Raw genomic sequence first — 16,537 nt, forward strand, 5'->3', positions numbered from 1 at the left:
CGGCGCATCGCATTATTCTGGGGGCGTGCATTTCCCCTACGGTTGTCAAGACCGTACCAGGTCGCTCACTCGAAAGAGCGCCGTGGTGTTGGCGGCCATGGCTGGGTCGGCGGTCGGATGGTGCCGGCCTTTAGCGACGCGTGTCGCGGCTGGACCGGGTGAACCGAATGATCCGGCCCAGTTTACCGAAGCCCTGGACCCGGCTGAGCCTGACATAGGCAGTCTCGCGCCGAGCTTCTGCGGACAAAATCCGTCGGAGCGGAACGCACTTAGCATCGCCGTCCCACATGCGCGGGACCGTCTCCGTGGACCCGCAACTTCCCCAGCGCCCGACTGCCCTAATTGGGATGTCCGACCAACCAGTCTTTCCAACAGGAGGCTTTTCGCATGTTGACTGATGCACAAAGAGACAAGTGGAAGAAAGACGGATACGTCAGGCTCGAAAGCTTCTTTGCGCCAACGGCTCAGGAAGATATCTCTAATTTTGTCGAAGATATGTCACGCTGGGATGTCAGCGATGATAAATGGCTCATGTGGTTCGAGAAGACGACGGACAATCGAAAGATCATCTCCAAGATCGAGAATTTTCTCGATTTCCATGATCCATTGCGCCGTTTGCTCTTAGAAGATCAGCGCATAAAGTCAGCGGTCGAGGATTTGCTTGGCGAAGATTCGCGCAGGCTCAAGGAGTTGCTGATTTTCCACTACCCAGACAGCGGCGGCTATCTCCCGCATCAGGACATTTATCATATTCCACACAAACTCCCCGGCCGGATGGTCCATGCGGTGGTTGCCATAGCCATCGACGATTCCGACCCGGAAAACGGCGGGCTTTTCTTCAGCCCCGGCAACCACAAAAAGGGGGTCTTTCCCATGGATGCCGGTGGGGTGATCTATCCTCAAATAGCCGAAACGTTCTCCTGGGAACCCGTAGTATGGAAGGCTGGCGACATCTTCATCTTCGACGATTACGCACCGCACTACTCACGACCGAACAAAAGCAATCGTTCTCGGCGGACACTCTACTTGGTGTTCCAGCGTGCCTCAACCGGTGGGCCGACCCGCGCTGAATATAACGTGCTTAAGCGCGCCCTTAACCCGCCCGAGGGCAAAGTGGCCGATCTCGACAATCTCAAGCCCCCAAATGGGATCTTCTATCGCGATTGAGCTCACGCAGCCAGGCGGAGGCATGCACACTAAACTGATCGACCGCTCAAAAAATGCGCGGACGGTATGGCGGTCTGATTTGCGGGCTCGCGGAGCATCGGACGCTTCGGCCACGTGGATTGTGGAGGTGGTCGCAGGCGGTCTTCTGTGTGCCTACAGCCCGACTAGCGCCCCCCTTGGTCGCCCGCCTGCCGGCCCAGAGCTGCACTATCCTGGCCGGGCCGCCAACGGGTCGGACTGCCGTTTCTCTCCATGAAGTGCACTTGAGGCTGTTCGTTGCAGCCGAAGGTCCGGCCCACTCTTCAACACCTTAGGTTCGTTGTCATGCGCAAATACACGTTTTCTCGAACGGAGCTGTCGCGGGCGTTCGGTATCGACACGGCCACGCTTGGAACGGGCAGCGCTCGCACGGGGTTTTCGTTCGGAAAGGTTGGACCCGGGGTCACATCCGAGCCCCATCGGCACGACGAAATCGAGGCCTTCGTGGTCCTGTCTGGTGCGGGCAAGGTCACCACCGACCTTGGGGAAATCTCGGTCGCGGCCGGCGACGTCGTTCTGTTCCATCCTTTTGAAGCGCATGTGCTGCGCAACGACGGGAACAAAGACCTGGATTTCGTCGATGTCTACTGGCGAGACGGCGAGGCGGCCCTTCATGCCGCTGAAAAGACCACGGTTCCACGCGGGCCGACCTTCGTCTTCTCCACGCCGCCAACGCCAAATGGCGATCTGCATCTGGGGCATCTTTCTGGCCCCTATTTCGGCGCTGACGTCTATACTCGTTTCCTGCGCATGAAAGGAGTCGAGGCGTATCACCTGACCGGAAGCGACGATTACCAGAGCTACGTCGCGACACGCGCCGCTACCGATCAATGGACGCCTGCAAACGTGGCGCGCTACTACTCCGACGAGATTCGCGCCACGCTTGCACTTCTCGATTGTGACGTCCACAGCTTCCAAGCCACAATGAGCGATGACGGTTACCGCGAATTTCAAGCCGCGTGTTTCCGAACTCTTCTGAGCAGCACGGCGGTAGATCTGCGCCAGAGCCCTGCGCTTTTCGATGCTGTGACAGGCCACTATCTTTATGAGCCGGATGTCAGAGGCCTCTGCCCCGATTGCGGCGGCTCCGCCGCCGGCAACATCTGCGAGGAATGCGGCGCCCCAAACCTTTGCCACGACTTGGGTGCAGCGCGGTCACGGCAGTCTGCCGAAGCGCCGCTGGTCGGCTCCCTCCGCCGTCCGGAACTTGCCCTGGACCGCTGCTACGACAATATCGACCGGCATCTAAGGGCATCAGGCGTCCCGCTACGCATCTTGGATGTCTTCGCGCGCCTACGCCAACGCGGCGAATTTTCAGTGCCCATTACCCACCCCTCGGACTGGGGCCTGCCGGCCGAAGGGTTCCCGGGTCAAGTGATCTGGGTGTGGCCGGAGATGGCCTTCGGTTTTCTTTACAACATCCAGGCGCTCGGCCGCTCGCTGGGTCGTGACTGGAAGGCGGAGGTGCCCGGCAGCGATTGGCAGATTGTCCATTTCTTCGGCTTCGACAATTCCTTCTACCATGCGCTACTCTACCCCGCTCTTTACGCCGAGGTCTTCTCCCACTGGACGCCGCGCATCCACTATCACGTCAACGAGTTCTACCTGCTCGACGGCAAGAAGTTCTCGACCAGCTGCCGCCATGCGGTCTGGGGTAAGGAGGTTCTGAGCCCAAAGACAGTCGACGTCGTGCGCCTCCATTTGGGCCTGACACGCCCGGAAGGGGAGCGGACGGATTTCACGCTGGACGCGCTGCGCCGCACCGAGAAGGAGGTCTTCCAAGGGATTTGGCTGAACTGGCTTGATGCGTTGGACCTGGAAATCAAGCAGGATTTTGCCGGCCGTGTACCCGATGCAGGCGACTGGAGCCCAGTCGACCGCGCCTTCTTTGCTCGAATAGAGATCTATCGCGCGGCGATGGAGCGGGCATATTCGGACGAAGGCTTCTCGGTCCGGCGCGCGGCCAATCAGGTCTGCGAATTCGTGCGCGATTGCGTGATGTACCGTCGGGCGCGAAACTATGCGGCGGCGCGACGTTTCTATCCCGCCCGCAATCGGACTTCGCTAGCTCTTCAGACGACGGCCGCTGCGACCCTGGCACTGACGCTCGCTCCGCTGATGCCCCGATTCGCCAGAACGCTGGCGCGAGGCATCGATGGCGTCTCAATCGAAACATGGCCCCGGTCCGTCCAGCGCCTTGCGCCCGGGACGTGCTTTGATCTCGGACCCGTGTTGGTGTTCTACGCCAAATCCGGCAATCCTCATCTTGATGAGGAGGAAGCACTATGAGCCCAAAGATGCATTAGTGAGCTGTCCCAATCTCGACCAGATGCGAGGCAATCAAAGCCGATATGCCAATATCTTGACTCGCTGCCGCTGGCGACCGAAGCCGCTATCAAACGATAGAGACCAGATTAGCGGACCTGAACCAACGCGTCACAACCCTGACCTGCGCCTTGGAGGACCGGCCGGCCGATCACTTCCCAGCCCTTGCTGTTCGTGCCGCAAATGCTGTGTGGGCTCGACTGCGCTGACCATCCTCTTCGGCATCGGGATTTCCGTCCTCCAGCCGGTCAAGGCTGTCATGCGGTTCGACCCGCTTGGTCAAACTGGCGCCCTGGATCGTGCGCCGACCACCAATGCGAATGCCTGCCTGATGGTATCTTCGGTTCTGTCCGAGCCTGTACCGGCGCGGCCGTCGGCCGAAGAACAACTGAGCTACTGACAATCGGAATATGGCAGTCAAATTCTGCCCACGAAAACCAGCGTTCACGAAGCTATGGTGCACAAGCTTCCAACCATACCCGCGCAACGACAGCCCGTCGCCTGTAGATAGTCGGCGAGGGCCACTAAATCGCAAGCGTATCCTCCGTACATTGCGCGCCGTCTTCGCCGACATGCAGACGCTTGTCTCGTCGAGAGGCGCTCCTCAGGATTGCGTGTTGCTCGGGTACGGAGCCGCCCCTCAGTGCCCGATCGATCCTACAATTCACATATTTGGAGATCGCTCGCTAGGTTACCCCGTCTGTGAACCCTGCAAGCCGATGCTTCAGATGCCGCCCATGCAGAGGTATTTCAATTCGAGGTAGTCCTCGAGGCCATGGCGGGATCCCTCCCGCCCGATGCCGGACTGTTTTATCCCACCGAACGGCGCCGCTTCCGAAGACATCCGGCCGGTATTTACCCCGACCATTCCATATTCCAAGGCCTCGGCGACACGCCAGACACGCTTCAGGTTGGAGGCATAAAAATACGCCGCGAGGCCGTAGATCGTTTCATTGGCATCACGCACGACCTGATCCGCATCGTTGAAGCGAATAATCGGTGCGAGCGGCCCGAATGTCTCTTCTTGCGCCACGGTCATCTCGCTGGTGACCCCGGTCAGGACCGTTGGTTGGAAAAACGTGCCATTCGTGCCGGCGCGTTTGCCCCCGCATTGAATTGCGCCGCCTTTAGCTACGGCATCGGCAATATGGGATTCAATCTTGGCCAAAGCCTGCTTGTCGATGAGAGGCCCGATGTCCACTCCGGGAGCGAAACCGTCACCAACTTGAAGTTGGCGAGCCCGTTCCACGAATTTCTCGACGAACTCGTCGTGAACGCGCGACTGGACGTAAAGGCGGTTCGCTGAAACGCAGGTCTGACCGGCATTGCGGTACTTCGCCTGGATCGCACCGTCAACCGCGGCATCGATATCGGCGTCATCGAAGACGATGAAAGGTGCATTGCCGCCAAGCTCTAGGCTGACTTTTTTGATCTGGGCTGAGCACTGGCGCATGAGTAGGCGCCCGATCTCAGTAGACCCGGTGAAGCTGATCTTGCGGACCTTGGGATTTGTGCAAAGTTCGCGGCCGACCGCGTCAGCTTCGGATGCGTAGACCAGGTTGACGACGCCTTCGGGAAAGCCTGCCTGATGGGCGAGGGCGAACATTGCTCCAGCCACGAGCGGCGTCTGTTCAGCGGGCTTGAGGACGATCGTGCAGCCCGCCGCCAAGGCTGGGGAGATTTTGCGCGCCACCATCGAGGCCGGGAAATTCCATGGCGTTATCGTGCCGACGACCCCGATGGGCTGCTTGATCACCAACATTCGGCGGTCGGCCGATGGTGCGGAGATCGTCTCGCCATAGACCCGATTTGCCTCCTCGGCATACCATTGCAGATACGCCGCAGCATGCGATATCTCCGATTTGGCTTCCGCAAGCGGCTTGCCCATCTCCGCAGTGAGAATTGCAGCGAGATCGTCGGCGTGGTCGATGATCAACTGATGCCATCGCCATAGAACGTCGCTGCGCTCACGTGCGGTAAACCCTGCCCATCCAGGCTGCGCGACATAGGCCTTGTTGATCGCAGCGCATGTCTCCTCGACACCCATATCGGGTAGCTCTGCCAGCACTTCGCCGGTCGACGGGTTGAGAACCTCAAATGTCCGCTCGCCCATCCGCGTGCCAAGTGCCGGCAGGCGATCGATGGGTCCAAACAGGTCAGGGGATCGCAGGTGACGGATCATCGGCGGGCACAGGGGCAATACCGGATTCCTCCTCAACGCAGCAGGTGTATATAGTCGGTGGGGTGTGTATTCCGGACGTAAAGGTTCCTTATAGGGCCTCGGCCATACAGCTAGCAGACCACGGTACCCAAGTGGCAGGGAGAATATCTGAATTCGCTACAAGACGCCTAGCGGTTCTACTAGTCGGGCTCGACGGTCGGTTGCGCGGTGGCAGGTCCGGCCCGCGCGCAACCTTTCCCTAGGTCTTCGCTGCCAGCGCCTTCACCGTCTCAGGCTCTGCGTCGCCGGCCACCACCAGCACGGCGTTGTTCGGTATCCGTTGGAGATCGAGAATGCGTCGGTGCCGTTCAGCTTCTGCATCTCCTCTCCAGCCGTTGACCGGAATGCGGTAGGGCTGATTGGCCGCAACGTCGCGTTGACCTTCCCGTCCAGCAGTTCGTCTCTGTGCGGCAACGGCGCTCCTTCAGGATCGCGTTTCGCTCGCTCTCGATCATGGTCGTTTAGCGGCCTCGAAGCCCATCATCTCGCCCAAAGCGATTTATAGGCGGTGAGGGCGGTATTATAGCCGCTGACTGAGACGGCTCCGTCGAACTCGCTGTCGGCGTGGTTGGGCGTCGCCCTAAAGATCAGACGCTCGAGGGAAGGGGCAAGTTCGGGTTTGCCCGGTGGCTCGTCGGCGCTGCGGACCTTGTGCCAGATCATATGAGTGACGATTTGCGCGGGGTCATGTCGACCGTTCCATGCCATCATCGAGCAGGAAATCCGTAATCTTGCCGCCGTCGGTGGCGGCCAGAGCCGGAGCGGTCGTCGCCAGGGCCAGGGCGGTGGCAGTGAATGCCTTGCGCAGCCAGGGGGCGATCGATGGCTCCGGTTGGAAAGGCAAGTTTCGAGGCAGTGATTTGTTCCTCATTTTCCTGAACGGGCTGCGTCTTCGATCCCCGTGGGAGGATCGGCGGGCAGGCCGAGCCAGATGAATCATGCGGCCAAGGCTCACTCGAGCCTCATCTTGGGATGAGTCCAGGAGACCGGCGGCGGTGTTCTTGGGGGGATGGTCATTGGAGGGATTTTCCTTGATCCGCGACGCCTTGCGGACGACCACGCATGCACCGTGCCAGATCAGAAAACATTCGAGGCATGTGGACAAGTCAGTCTGACATGTTGTGCATCCGACATTGTGGGCCATCGAACGGGGCTGAAGGCGACGCGAGCACGGCTGAGAATATCTTCTTCATTGGAAGACGATTGGGCGCGCTGCTGGGGAAGGGGGACAGGATGCGCTTCGAAGGCCGCTGCACCGATGGTCAGAATTGAAATGTTGTCGCTCCAGCGGACCGATGTCCTCGACAGTCAGACCGGGCGGTACTGAAGGGTAGAGGCGTGAGCAGCGTAGCTAAGTGGGCGCGGACCCAGCTCGCGCGCGAAGACGGACCTGTAAAAAAACGGCGGCTGGCGACATTCGCGAGGCGCTGGAAAACGAGGTCGTAGGACTGGGCGGGAAAAACGATGCCGTTGCTGTCTTCTGGCGTGATGGCCTGCCGCGAGGCGGTTGAACAGTGATGAGTTGCTGCGGAAAGGGGAGTGTTTTCGCGGGACCTTGGTCAACGTAAGAAACAACGTCGAGCTCGCCTTGGATGGGGGCATGCAGCACATTTGCCGCTGCAGGACAGCAGCACGGAAGCTGTCCGCGCTTGCCGTCGTCCATGGGAACCAAACAGCAGAATTTAGCGGTCGCGATTGATTTCATGTGCGTAAAATACCGCCCGGTGCGCTCGGCTGCAAATGCATGCCTGGCGGAGTGGTCGCTTAGGTCAAGAGCATCGCGTGAGTAACAGCCTGACCTTGCTCAATCTGATGCGCGCTAACCGCCTCGCCGGATTGTGGAACTGCTCGCGCGTGGCTTCTACCACAAACAGCAAGGTCATGAAATCAAGCAGGAAGTCGTCAATCGCTTGGGCGATTGTTTCTGACTTGCCCTTGAACTGGTCCAGCAAAACGCGCGCGCTATCGATCGCTTCCACGCTGGTCGCATCGATCAACCCCTCGACCCTCTTGAAACAATCCAACTCGAAACTCCTTAAGGCGCTCCCAAGGTGTTATGCACGAAGGCAGCTCCGTGAACTACCCGGCCTTTGACCTGACGGCACGAGCAGCAATCGGCCTTACGTCTCGTGCCAAAGCACGAGCCATAGACCTGGGCGCTGAGGAGCGTTGGAAGATCGAGCGCTTCCGGCCTGGTCGAGCGGTAGTGTGGACAGTGCTTGCTGGCGGCTACGCCAACAATGGAGTGCGCCAGCTGATTGGGGCTTAACAATTTTTCGCTTTTTGCTGCGCCCAACTCTCGGCTATGACTCGGACAGGCCTAATGGCCTGCCCACGTTGCATTGTAGAAGAAGGAACAAGTATATGACGACTGGAACGGTAAAGTGGTTCAACAGCACCAAGGGGTTTGGATTTATCCAGCCCGACAATGGCGGGCCGGATGTTTTCGTCCACATTTCCGCTGTCGAACGCGCGGGCCTCTCGACCCTCGCTGACGGCCAGAAGATCAACTATGAAATCGAGCAGGATCGCCGCACTGGCAAGTCCTCCGCTGGCAGCCTGAGCAAAGCTGGTTGAATTTTCTCCTGCGAAGTCGCAAGAGTGGGCGTGTAGGCCCGGAAGTGCTCACGGCCGCTCGATAGGGACGAGCAAAAGTGAGGGCAGCAGATTGCTGCATGGGTCGCGAATTCCTCATGAAACAAGTTGTTGGAAAGGAAGGCGGGGTTGGCCCCGCCTTTTTTATGCGACGATTAAGCCGACGGCTGCAACGCTGCAGAAGGGATTTCAATTGCCGCAATCAAGCCGCGACCTTCTTGCGAGTTCGCTTCGTCGGCACCGGCGCTTCCGGCTCTTTCGGCGCTTTCGGTTTGCGGCCGAGCCCCATCGATTTCGCCAGTGACGAACGCTTCGCGGCGTAGTTCGGCGCCACCATGGGATAATCCACCGGCAGGCCCCATTTGGCCCGATATTCACCCGGCGTCAGCCCATAGTGGGTCGACAGATGGCGCTTTAAAGATTTGAATTTCTTCCCGTCTTCAAGGGAGATGATGTAGTCCGGTGTCACCGACTTCCTGATCGGGACTGCGGGCGTAAGGGCAACCGGCTCTTGTGCAGGGATACCTCCGGCCGTCGCTCTCAGAGCCGCATGCACTTGGCCGATGAGGGCAGGGAGATCCCCCACCGGGATCGGATTGTTGGACACGTAGGCCGACACGACGTCGGCGGCAAGCTCAATGAGGGTGTCGACGTTTTTTCCGGCTTCTTCTGTCATGAAACTCTCCAGGCGGTGAAACATAGTCAGCGAAGCGTCGCTTCATAGGGCCGGTTGCCGCTGAAAGCAACAATGTCTCTGACTGCGTTATTGCCAATGCTCGTCCAGAAGCGACATCGATGCGCCATATTTCGCGTTGTGACCGCTGAGCCACTCGTTGTTGGCGACCCTGCCGAGGTGCGTGGCGCGTTCCGCTCTAACTTTGCGCCGAAGTTCCTAGTAGCCTCGAGGCTAAGCGCGCTGTTTTTGTCGCGCTTTGCTTCTTTGGACTGTGAAATCGAGCGATAGTGGTCGCTTGATGGTGTGGCGTCAGGGACGATGGAACAAACGTTCATTGGCAACGGCCAAAGTGATGTAAGTTCATCGCCGGTGAGCCGCTCTTGCAAGGGGCTGGGAACCGCCGCTGATAAACCTAGGACATCAATGTATTTCGAGGCGTTTCTTAGCCGGTCCTGGAGAGGCGGCAGTGGCTGCGGATGACACCTGTTCCACGATATCAAACAGCGCGGCGACCGGCAGCTTCTCGAATCTGGAGCGGCTTCTCGCAAGTTGGCGCCGCGCCGAGAGGCCGGGCAAGGACAGTGAGCCGCCTGCATCAATCATACGCATCAACCAGCCAGCGACGCGTCCTCATACAGAATGCCGCGACCGGCCGTGTGATCTCGCCGGTAGTCGCCGAGGCCCTCTGCATGAAGCCTCCGGATGTGCTGACGATCAACCAGGCCAGAAAGGTCGACGTCCTGAAGCAGGGATGACATGAGTTTGCCACTATGCGCAGGTTTGCCATGCCCTTCCGCGGCATTTTGCGGGGCCTGTGAGTTGGGCAAGCTCGGCACTTCGATCGACTTGGCGTCACCCGGCTCATTGCCATCACGCGTTTCGGTCTGGTCCTACGCCGTGACTCCGTTCGCGATGCCATTGAACTGCCGTGGAGAACGGCCGAAGCGGAAGGGCTGATCAACCGCCTGAAGACGATCAAACGTACCATTAGGCAGCGCCGGCTGCGAACTCCTTAGGCACGCATGCTGCCACTCAGCCGGCCTAATCACCACACGAAGCGAGGAAGAACCTGGTCAAGTGCAAAGCGACAATTGCCTCGACAGCAGGTCTCGGAAGGTTTATGCTGCCCGATGTTACCGCAATCCTGAATGGCGATTGAGTACCTTCACGAGTGAAGGGAGTGGAACTGCTTTGTCGGCCAAATTGTTGACGGAACGCCCGGCGCCCATTGTTGCTACATGTCTAGATTCTTGGGGCGTTTTGGATGATGCAATCCACCAGCTCACTCCAAAGGGCAGTGGAATCTGGAACAATGTCGCTTTTGTACGCACGACATCCTTCGTGCCCGATTGGCATATTGTCTTTAACTCTGCTTCTCTTTTTGGGCTCCCTGTTGATATCGAGGCGAGCCCAAACAGGACAATTTTTGCAATCGGCGAACCGCCGACGAAAGCTCATCGTGCATTTCATGAAGGGCAGGGGAAAAATACTATCGTCCTGACGTCTGACGCAGAGCTGGTTGCTCGGCAGAATGCAGCTCGCCGATTCGTTTTGTCTCCACCGATCACTCGGTCTTGGTCTGTAAACAAGACATATGACCAACTTCTGGTCAGCGAAGTCATGGATAAGCCACTTCGGCTCTCATGGATTACCAGTAACATCGCCCTGCTTAAAGGACATCGGTATCGGCTGGCGTTTCTGGAACGGCTAAGAAAGGAGCTCGATTTTGACCTGTTCGGCCGAGGTTTTCGGCTGATTGGAGATAAATGGAACGCGCTCGCACCTTATCGTTACAGTATAGCGTTCGAGAATACTCGTGCTGATTACTATTTTACAGAGAAGCTTATGGACTGCTTCGTCGCTGAAACAATGCCGATCTATTACGGCAGCCCGGCAATCACGAGGTTCTTCCCTTCGGACTCTATGGTTCTGATTGACCCAGAGGACAAGAACGTAATCCAAAAAATTCAAGAAATCATCAACTCAGACCTCTGGAAGGAACGTCGCGGCGCAATAAGAGAGGCGAAACGGCTAGTCCTCGAGAAATACAATACGTTTGCTTATCTCGCGGGCTTCATCGAAAGCGTTCAGGATAAACCCTTACCGCCAGAAATTATACACATCGAATCGCCTGAAGTTGATTTTTCGATAGACGAATGAAGTACTCCAACGCGCGATTCGCGTGCCCAGCGGTTGGTGGTCTGGCGAGATCGGTGCGGAACGCTCGGCGGAGAATGCCTGCTGCGCAGACGGGCCGGCACGGGCGCACAAGGTCATGCGCCCCGGCTGCCGCTGATCAGACGAACTGGGGAAGGCCAGGAACGGAATTGAGGACCTCGTCCACGAGTTCGTCGCCGGCATGTTCCTTGGCGCAGGCGATCGTCTCGTTGGCGAGGGCGGCGATCTTTGCCATGCTGAGACCCTCACCCATCAATTGCTGCCCGAGCCCCATAAGGCCGCCACCCTCTGGGTCGTCGCCATGATACTTCGCTACTAATTCCGAAGCTCCCGGAATGGCCTCGATCATGCGCGCGCCGGGACCGTCGGCCGCGTGGCTCCGCAGGAACCCCAGCATTAACCCAACGGCCTTCTCTGCGAGAGCCGGGCCGATGCCGGCACCAGTGGCGATGCGCGGTAAGATTTCTTCCATGCAGGGTCTCTCTCTCTTTGATTAGGTTTACAAGGGGCCGGTCCGGCGCCCCGCGCCCTTGGCCGAACCACAGTTGAACTCCACAAAATAGGCCAGCGGAAGTGCTATTGCGCCTAAAAGCGCCTCTGTCAACGCAAGCTGCGTCGGAAGTGCGTGTTTCGCAAACCGAAGATCATTGCAATTCACTTCATTACGCATTGGCAACCGCACAGTTTGCGTTGGCTCGCTTATGGGCCAATGCCCCCCGCCCGTCAAATGATGACGACAAACTGGTCAGCGCCTAGGATCTGTGGATCAAGGTGAGGCAGTTACAGCGGGTGGACCTGCTCGATCGCGGCGCCGTCGACACAAAGGGCTAGATTGGCGATACTGCGCGTGTTGGCCATGTCTTTCCTCGCGTGATGGGATGTTCGTGGAAGCGGAGCTATATGCCGGTGTGACGGTCCACAAAGGCGGAACGCCTATTCCGATACGACATCCATACTGTCACATAGACCGTCGCTGCTTAGGTATTGAAACCGCCATCGCTGGTGACATCACAATGTGCAGTCGGCGTGTGTCGATAAGGCCGATTCACGCAACGAATGAACCCTGACGGTTCAGAAGCTCACTTTTCGCAAGGCGTGCAGCGCACCTCGTGCAAGAGATTGCCAGTCTTGCGCATGCTGTGACTTTCTCAACCTTGGCTGAAAGATCGCAGTGACCGAATCTACGAAGCCGCCCTCAGGGCGTGCTTTGATGCATAAAACCGGTTGCCAACCAGGGATACTCCTCCTCCCTGAAGTCCAATCGAGAAGAGCGATCGCTTCCAAGAGGGTCCCAGCTCAGCTGCGAAAACAGGTGTGAGACCCCGTCCTCTCCCTCAAGCTGATCTAGCTCAGGGCGTTCATGAGCCGCAGATCGCATAATGGCTGCGTGGACGACGCAGGAAGACCAATTATGAAAATCCTATTCAGTACGATGGCTGTCACCTTGCTGGCACCCACCGCCTTTGCTGCGGATTCGATCCCCACCGACCTCAGAGATACGGCATTGGCCACCTTCACGGCTTTGCCATCCACCACGCCGACAGTCGCCAACAACCCGATCACCCCGGAAAAGATCGCTCTCGGCAAGGCACTGTTCTTCGATCCACGCGTCTCGGCGTCAGGCGTCTTGTCGTGCAATTCATGCCACAACCTGGCCACCGGCGGCGACGACAATCACGAAACCTCGATTGGCCATGGTTGGCAGAAGGGACAGCGCAACGCGCCGACTGTACTGAACGCTGTCTTCAACATCGCCCAGTTCTGGGATGGTCGTGCCGAAGACCTAAAGGCTCAGGCGAAGGGACCGGTCCAAGCCGGGATCGAAATGGCCAATACACCGGGCCAACTCATCGCCACTCTCAAGTCCATGCCGCAATATGTCGAGTGGTTCGATGCAGCTTTTCCGGCTGAAGCCGATCGGGTCACCTTCGACAACTTCGCCAAGGCGATCGAAGCCTTCGAGGCGACACTGGTCACACCTGCCCCGTTCGACAGCTTCCTGAATGGTGATGAGGTTGCCATGACTTCCGAACAGAAACAGGGCCTGGTGCTTTTCATGGACAAAGGCTGCTCGTCCTGCCATGCCGGCATCAACGTTGGTGGGCAAGCCTATTACCCATTCGGCCTCGTGGAACGGCCCAGCGCCGAAGTCCTGCCGGACAAAGACAAGGGCCGATTTGAGGTCACCAATGCAGCCGACGATTCCTATGTCTTCCGCGTGGCGCCGCTGCGCAACGTTGCACTCACCGCGCCATACTTTCATTCGGGCAAGGTTTGGGATCTGAAACAGGCCGTCGCCATTATGGGGACCACCCAGCTCGGCGTAGTACTGGCGGACGAAGAAGTTGACCTGCTTGTTGCCTTCCTCAACTCGCTGACCGGAGAGGCACCTGACGTCGCCTATCCCATCTTACCCTCAGAAACGGCGACAACGCCCCGGCCTGTAACGCAGATCTCAGGAAAATAAGGGCCAACTGGCTGCGGACTTGCAATCGAAAATGATTGGCGATTTTTACTTGGCGACACGAATTGCGACGTCCATCTCCGAATTGGCGGGACGCTAGCGATACCCGAACCCTGCCACCTCGCCCGTAGTCTGCGCGATCAACTGGGGGCGGACAGACGCAGCACCATATATTGTCGCTGCCTGAGCGAACGCGCCAAGCAGTCTACTTTGAGAAACGACGCGTGTCCGATTTGTTCGAGGCGCGGGGCCTGTATGTCCCCAAGGAACCGATATTATAGCGTAGTGCCACATTTATATTTCTGCGGGATTAAGACACGTGCCGTAGGGAAATTGCACATTTGCGCCGAGTGGCTCATTTCCAAGAGTGTGATCGGTTTGGCATATTCCCGGCCGACATCCGCCAGCCGGCAACTCCCCACACGGTGAGGAAGAGAAGCCTCACGCCTGCACTTTCTGCCGGAGCGCGCGTGCTGCAGCGACCATGTTAATGAGGGCAGGGCGGACCTCCTCCCATTTGCGTGTTTTGAGGCCACAGTCCGGGTTTATCCACAGTTGGCCGTCGGACAGTCGCTCGCGGGCAAGCATGACTAAGTCCGAAATCTCGCCGACTTCCGGGACGCGTGGTGAGTGAATATCATAGACGCCAGGACCGATTTCGTTCGGATATTTGGAGCTCGTGAAGGCGTCCAACAGTTCCATCTTCGAGCGCGACGTCTCAATCGAAATGACATCCGCATCCATTCCAGCGATCGCGTGAATGATCTCGTTGAACTCCGAATAGCACATGTGGGTATGAATTTGAGTCGCGTCCTTTACACCCGTTGAAGCGATCCGGAAACATTCGACAGCCCAGTCGAGATAGACTTTCCAGTCAGATTGGCGCAGTGGCAATCCTTCGCGAAACGCGGCCTCATCGATCTGGACCATCCTTGCGCCGGATCTTTCGAGATCCGTCACTTCGTCGCGGATGGCGAGCGCGATCTGGCGGCAGGCTTCGGAGCGGGGTACGTCGTCGCGAACAAAAGACCAGTTGAGAATGGTGACTGGGCCTGTGAGCATTCCCTTCACGGGCTTTTCCGTAAGCGACTGGGCGAATTGCCACCAGCGCACTGTCATCGGATTGCGCCTCGATACGTCGCCGAAAATGATGGGGGGACGCACGTAGCGCGACCCATAGCTTTGTACCCAGGCATGCTGGGTGAGCGCGAAGCCGGACAACTGCTCGCCGAAATGCTGTACCATGTCGTTTCGCTCGAACTCACCATGCACCAGCACGTCCAGCCCGATCTCTTCCTGCCAGCGAATTGCAGCCTCGATCTCCTTCTTCAGGAACGTCTCATAGTCGACATAGCTCAGCTGGCCCTTCGCATGAGCGGCCCGCGCCTTGCGTACCTGCGGCGTCTGCGGGAAGGACCCGATGGTCGTCGTCGGGAACGGCGGCAGCCCGAGTGAGCCGGCCTGGACTCTGGAGCGCTCGCCAAAAGCGCTCTCTCGTCGCTTCGCGCTGTCCTCAATGCTAGCGATCCGCCCCTGAACAAGCGGGTCATGGATCCTCGTGGATGTCACGCGCGTGGCGGCAGCCTCGGCAGACGCTTTCAACGCGCCTGCCACCGCATCCCTGCCTTGGGACAGGGCCCGGGCCAGCAAGACCAGCTCGTCGGTCTTCTGGGCCGCGAAGGCGAGCCACGACCTGATGTCCGCGTCGAGTTCCGTCTCCATGCGCAGATCAATCGGCACATGCAGCATCGAGCAAGAAGGCGCGATCTCGACGCGGTCCAAGGGCCAGCCGGCGACGATCGGTTTGATGCGGTCGAGAATGGCGGGCAGGTTCGCACGCCAGACGTTGCGGCCATCGATCAAGCCAAGCGAGAGCACCAGATCCTTCGGAGCGAGCCGAGCCACCGTTTCCAGCTGCTCGGGAGCGCGCACGAGATCAATATGCAGGCCGGCCAGGGGCAGAGAAATCGCGGTTTCGAGATTGTCTCCCAGCGACCCGAAATACGTAGCCAGCATGATCTTCAGCTCGGGCGCGGCTTTCGACAGCTGGCCATAGGCGAATTCGAACGCAGCTCGTTCGTTCGGGTTCAGATCGAGGACAAGCGCTGGCTCATCGATCTGCACCCAGTCGGCTCCCGACAGCTTCAGCCTCTCCAGAAGCTGCTCGTAAACCGGCAGCAGCCGCGGTAGGAGCGCGATGGGACCGAACCCCTCGGCAGGCGATTTCGCCAGCTTGAGGAAGGTGATGGGTCCAAGGATGACTGGGCGTGTGTGAATGCCGAGAGCTTTAGCCTCGAGGAAGTAATCGACCGGCTTCGATGACGAGAGGGCGAACGTCTGATCATCATCGAGTTCCGGCACAATGTAGTGGTAGTTGGTGTCAAACCACTTGGTCATTTCCATCGCGGTTACACCAGGTCCATGAGCCTCCTCCTGGTAACCAGCGTGTCCACAATCCTCCGTCTGACCCTGGTTGCCGCGCGCCATTGCGAAGTAGATGTCAAGTGGGACCTCGCCGCTATTCCAGCCGTAACGGGATGGAACGGCCCCGACCATGGCTGCGGTGTCGAGCACATGGTCGTAAAGCGAGAAGTCGTTCGACGGGATTTTCGACACGCCGCGATCGCGCTGCTCTTCCCAGCTAGCGGCACGGAGCGCCTTCGACGTCGTGAGAAGGTCGCCAGCGGACGATGTTCCGGACCAGTAGCTTTCAAGCGCGAATTTCAGTTCTCGCCGACGACCGAAGCGCGGCACGCCGAGCGTTGCTACAGGAATTTGCTGAGAGACAGTCATGTCATACCCCGATGATTGGGGCGTCGGTGACAAGGAAGGCGCTAGCAGGCCGGCATCAACGCCGGGTTGCAGCGGCCAC

General features: G+C 58.6%; 12 protein-coding genes. 6 read left to right on the top strand and 6 right to left on the bottom strand.

Features of this window, described 5'->3' with window-relative positions:
* Nucleotides 1–387: 387 nt before the first annotated feature.
* The 3 genes from NKJ75_RS05315 to NKJ75_RS05325 all read left to right on the top strand — a co-directional run bounded on the left by NKJ75_RS05315 (nucleotide 388) and on the right by NKJ75_RS05325 (nucleotide 3,931).
* Nucleotides 388–1,167 carry a phytanoyl-CoA dioxygenase family protein gene (locus tag NKJ75_RS05315; RefSeq protein WP_352499279.1) on the top strand — a complete coding sequence of 260 codons (780 nt, stop codon included), beginning with the start codon at nucleotides 388–390 and terminating at the stop codon, nucleotides 1,165–1,167.
* Between the two features lie 324 nt (nucleotides 1,168–1,491).
* Nucleotides 1,492–3,495, top strand: coding sequence for a class I tRNA ligase family protein (locus NKJ75_RS05320; RefSeq protein WP_352499280.1), 2,004 nt, complete (start codon nucleotides 1,492–1,494; stop codon nucleotides 3,493–3,495).
* 226 nt (nucleotides 3,496–3,721) lie between these two features.
* Entirely contained in the window at nucleotides 3,722–3,931 is a 210-nt protein-coding gene (locus NKJ75_RS05325) for a hypothetical protein (protein ID WP_352499282.1), read from the top strand.
* Between the two features lie 324 nt (nucleotides 3,932–4,255).
* On the opposite strand, the gene NKJ75_RS05330 is transcribed toward NKJ75_RS05325, so the two are convergent.
* From NKJ75_RS05330 to NKJ75_RS05340, 3 genes are all read right to left on the bottom strand, one after another.
* Nucleotides 4,256–5,713: an NAD-dependent succinate-semialdehyde dehydrogenase gene (locus NKJ75_RS05330; RefSeq protein WP_196815273.1), complete on the bottom strand. Its 1,458-nt coding sequence runs from the start codon at nucleotides 5,711–5,713 to the stop codon at nucleotides 4,256–4,258.
* Between the two features lie 724 nt (nucleotides 5,714–6,437).
* The gene (locus NKJ75_RS05335; RefSeq protein ID WP_156933859.1) at nucleotides 6,438–6,812 is read right to left on the bottom strand and encodes a hypothetical protein; all 375 of its coding nucleotides are present in this window, start codon (nucleotides 6,810–6,812) and stop codon (nucleotides 6,438–6,440) included.
* A gap of 709 nt (nucleotides 6,813–7,521) precedes the next feature.
* Nucleotides 7,522–7,749, bottom strand: a complete 228-nt coding sequence (locus NKJ75_RS05340; RefSeq protein WP_245260682.1) for a hypothetical protein — start codon at nucleotides 7,747–7,749, stop codon at nucleotides 7,522–7,524.
* 367 nt (nucleotides 7,750–8,116) lie between these two features.
* Between NKJ75_RS05340 and NKJ75_RS05345 the strand changes: the two genes are divergently transcribed.
* Nucleotides 8,117–8,329: a cold-shock protein gene (locus tag NKJ75_RS05345; protein ID WP_023671852.1), complete on the top strand. Its 213-nt coding sequence runs from the start codon at nucleotides 8,117–8,119 to the stop codon at nucleotides 8,327–8,329.
* Between the two features lie 220 nt (nucleotides 8,330–8,549).
* On the opposite strand, the gene NKJ75_RS05350 is transcribed toward NKJ75_RS05345, so the two are convergent.
* Nucleotides 8,550–9,023, bottom strand: a complete 474-nt coding sequence (locus NKJ75_RS05350) for a Ros/MucR family transcriptional regulator (RefSeq protein ID WP_023690583.1) — start codon at nucleotides 9,021–9,023, stop codon at nucleotides 8,550–8,552.
* 1,155 nt (nucleotides 9,024–10,178) lie between these two features.
* Between NKJ75_RS05350 and NKJ75_RS05355 the strand changes: the two genes are divergently transcribed.
* Nucleotides 10,179–11,183, top strand: a complete 1,005-nt coding sequence (locus NKJ75_RS05355) for a glycosyltransferase family 10 domain-containing protein (RefSeq protein WP_155921702.1) — start codon at nucleotides 10,179–10,181, stop codon at nucleotides 11,181–11,183.
* A 136-nt stretch (nucleotides 11,184–11,319) separates the two neighbouring features.
* Here NKJ75_RS05355 and NKJ75_RS05360 read toward each other — a convergent pair whose 3' ends face one another.
* The gene (locus tag NKJ75_RS05360) at nucleotides 11,320–11,673 is read right to left on the bottom strand and encodes a hypothetical protein (RefSeq protein WP_023690586.1); all 354 of its coding nucleotides are present in this window, start codon (nucleotides 11,671–11,673) and stop codon (nucleotides 11,320–11,322) included.
* 939 nt (nucleotides 11,674–12,612) lie between these two features.
* Here NKJ75_RS05360 and NKJ75_RS05365 point away from each other — a divergent pair.
* A complete protein-coding gene (locus tag NKJ75_RS05365; protein WP_023685632.1) occupies nucleotides 12,613–13,668 on the top strand; it encodes a cytochrome-c peroxidase in 1,056 nt (351 codons plus the stop codon).
* A 438-nt stretch (nucleotides 13,669–14,106) separates the two neighbouring features.
* Here the strand turns inward: NKJ75_RS05365 and metE are convergent, their stop codons facing one another.
* Nucleotides 14,107–16,458, bottom strand: a complete 2,352-nt coding sequence (metE, locus tag NKJ75_RS05370; protein ID WP_352499285.1) for a 5-methyltetrahydropteroyltriglutamate--homocysteine S-methyltransferase — start codon at nucleotides 16,456–16,458, stop codon at nucleotides 14,107–14,109.
* Between the last annotated feature and the right edge of the window lie 79 nt (nucleotides 16,459–16,537).

The sequence above is a fragment of the Mesorhizobium sp. M0058 genome (assembly GCF_040323095.1).
Classification (GTDB): Bacteria; Pseudomonadota; Alphaproteobacteria; order Rhizobiales; family Rhizobiaceae; genus Mesorhizobium.

Coding starts and splice junctions, on each gene's coding strand:
- NKJ75_RS05350 (WP_023690583.1), bottom strand. CDS start 9,023: ATGACAGAAGAAGCCGGAAAAAACGTCGACACCCTCATTGAGCTTGCC.
- NKJ75_RS05320 (WP_352499280.1), top strand. CDS start 1,492: ATGCGCAAATACACGTTTTCTCGAACGGAGCTGTCGCGGGCGTTCGGT.
- NKJ75_RS05360 (WP_023690586.1), bottom strand. CDS start 11,673: ATGGAAGAAATCTTACCGCGCATCGCCACTGGTGCCGGCATCGGCCCG.
- NKJ75_RS05345 (WP_023671852.1), top strand. CDS start 8,117: ATGACGACTGGAACGGTAAAGTGGTTCAACAGCACCAAGGGGTTTGGA.
- metE (WP_352499285.1), bottom strand. CDS start 16,458: ATGACTGTCTCTCAGCAAATTCCTGTAGCAACGCTCGGCGTGCCGCGC.
- NKJ75_RS05365 (WP_023685632.1), top strand. CDS start 12,613: ATGAAAATCCTATTCAGTACGATGGCTGTCACCTTGCTGGCACCCACC.
- NKJ75_RS05315 (WP_352499279.1), top strand. CDS start 388: ATGTTGACTGATGCACAAAGAGACAAGTGGAAGAAAGACGGATACGTC.
- NKJ75_RS05330 (WP_196815273.1), bottom strand. CDS start 5,713: ATGATCCGTCACCTGCGATCCCCTGACCTGTTTGGACCCATCGATCGC.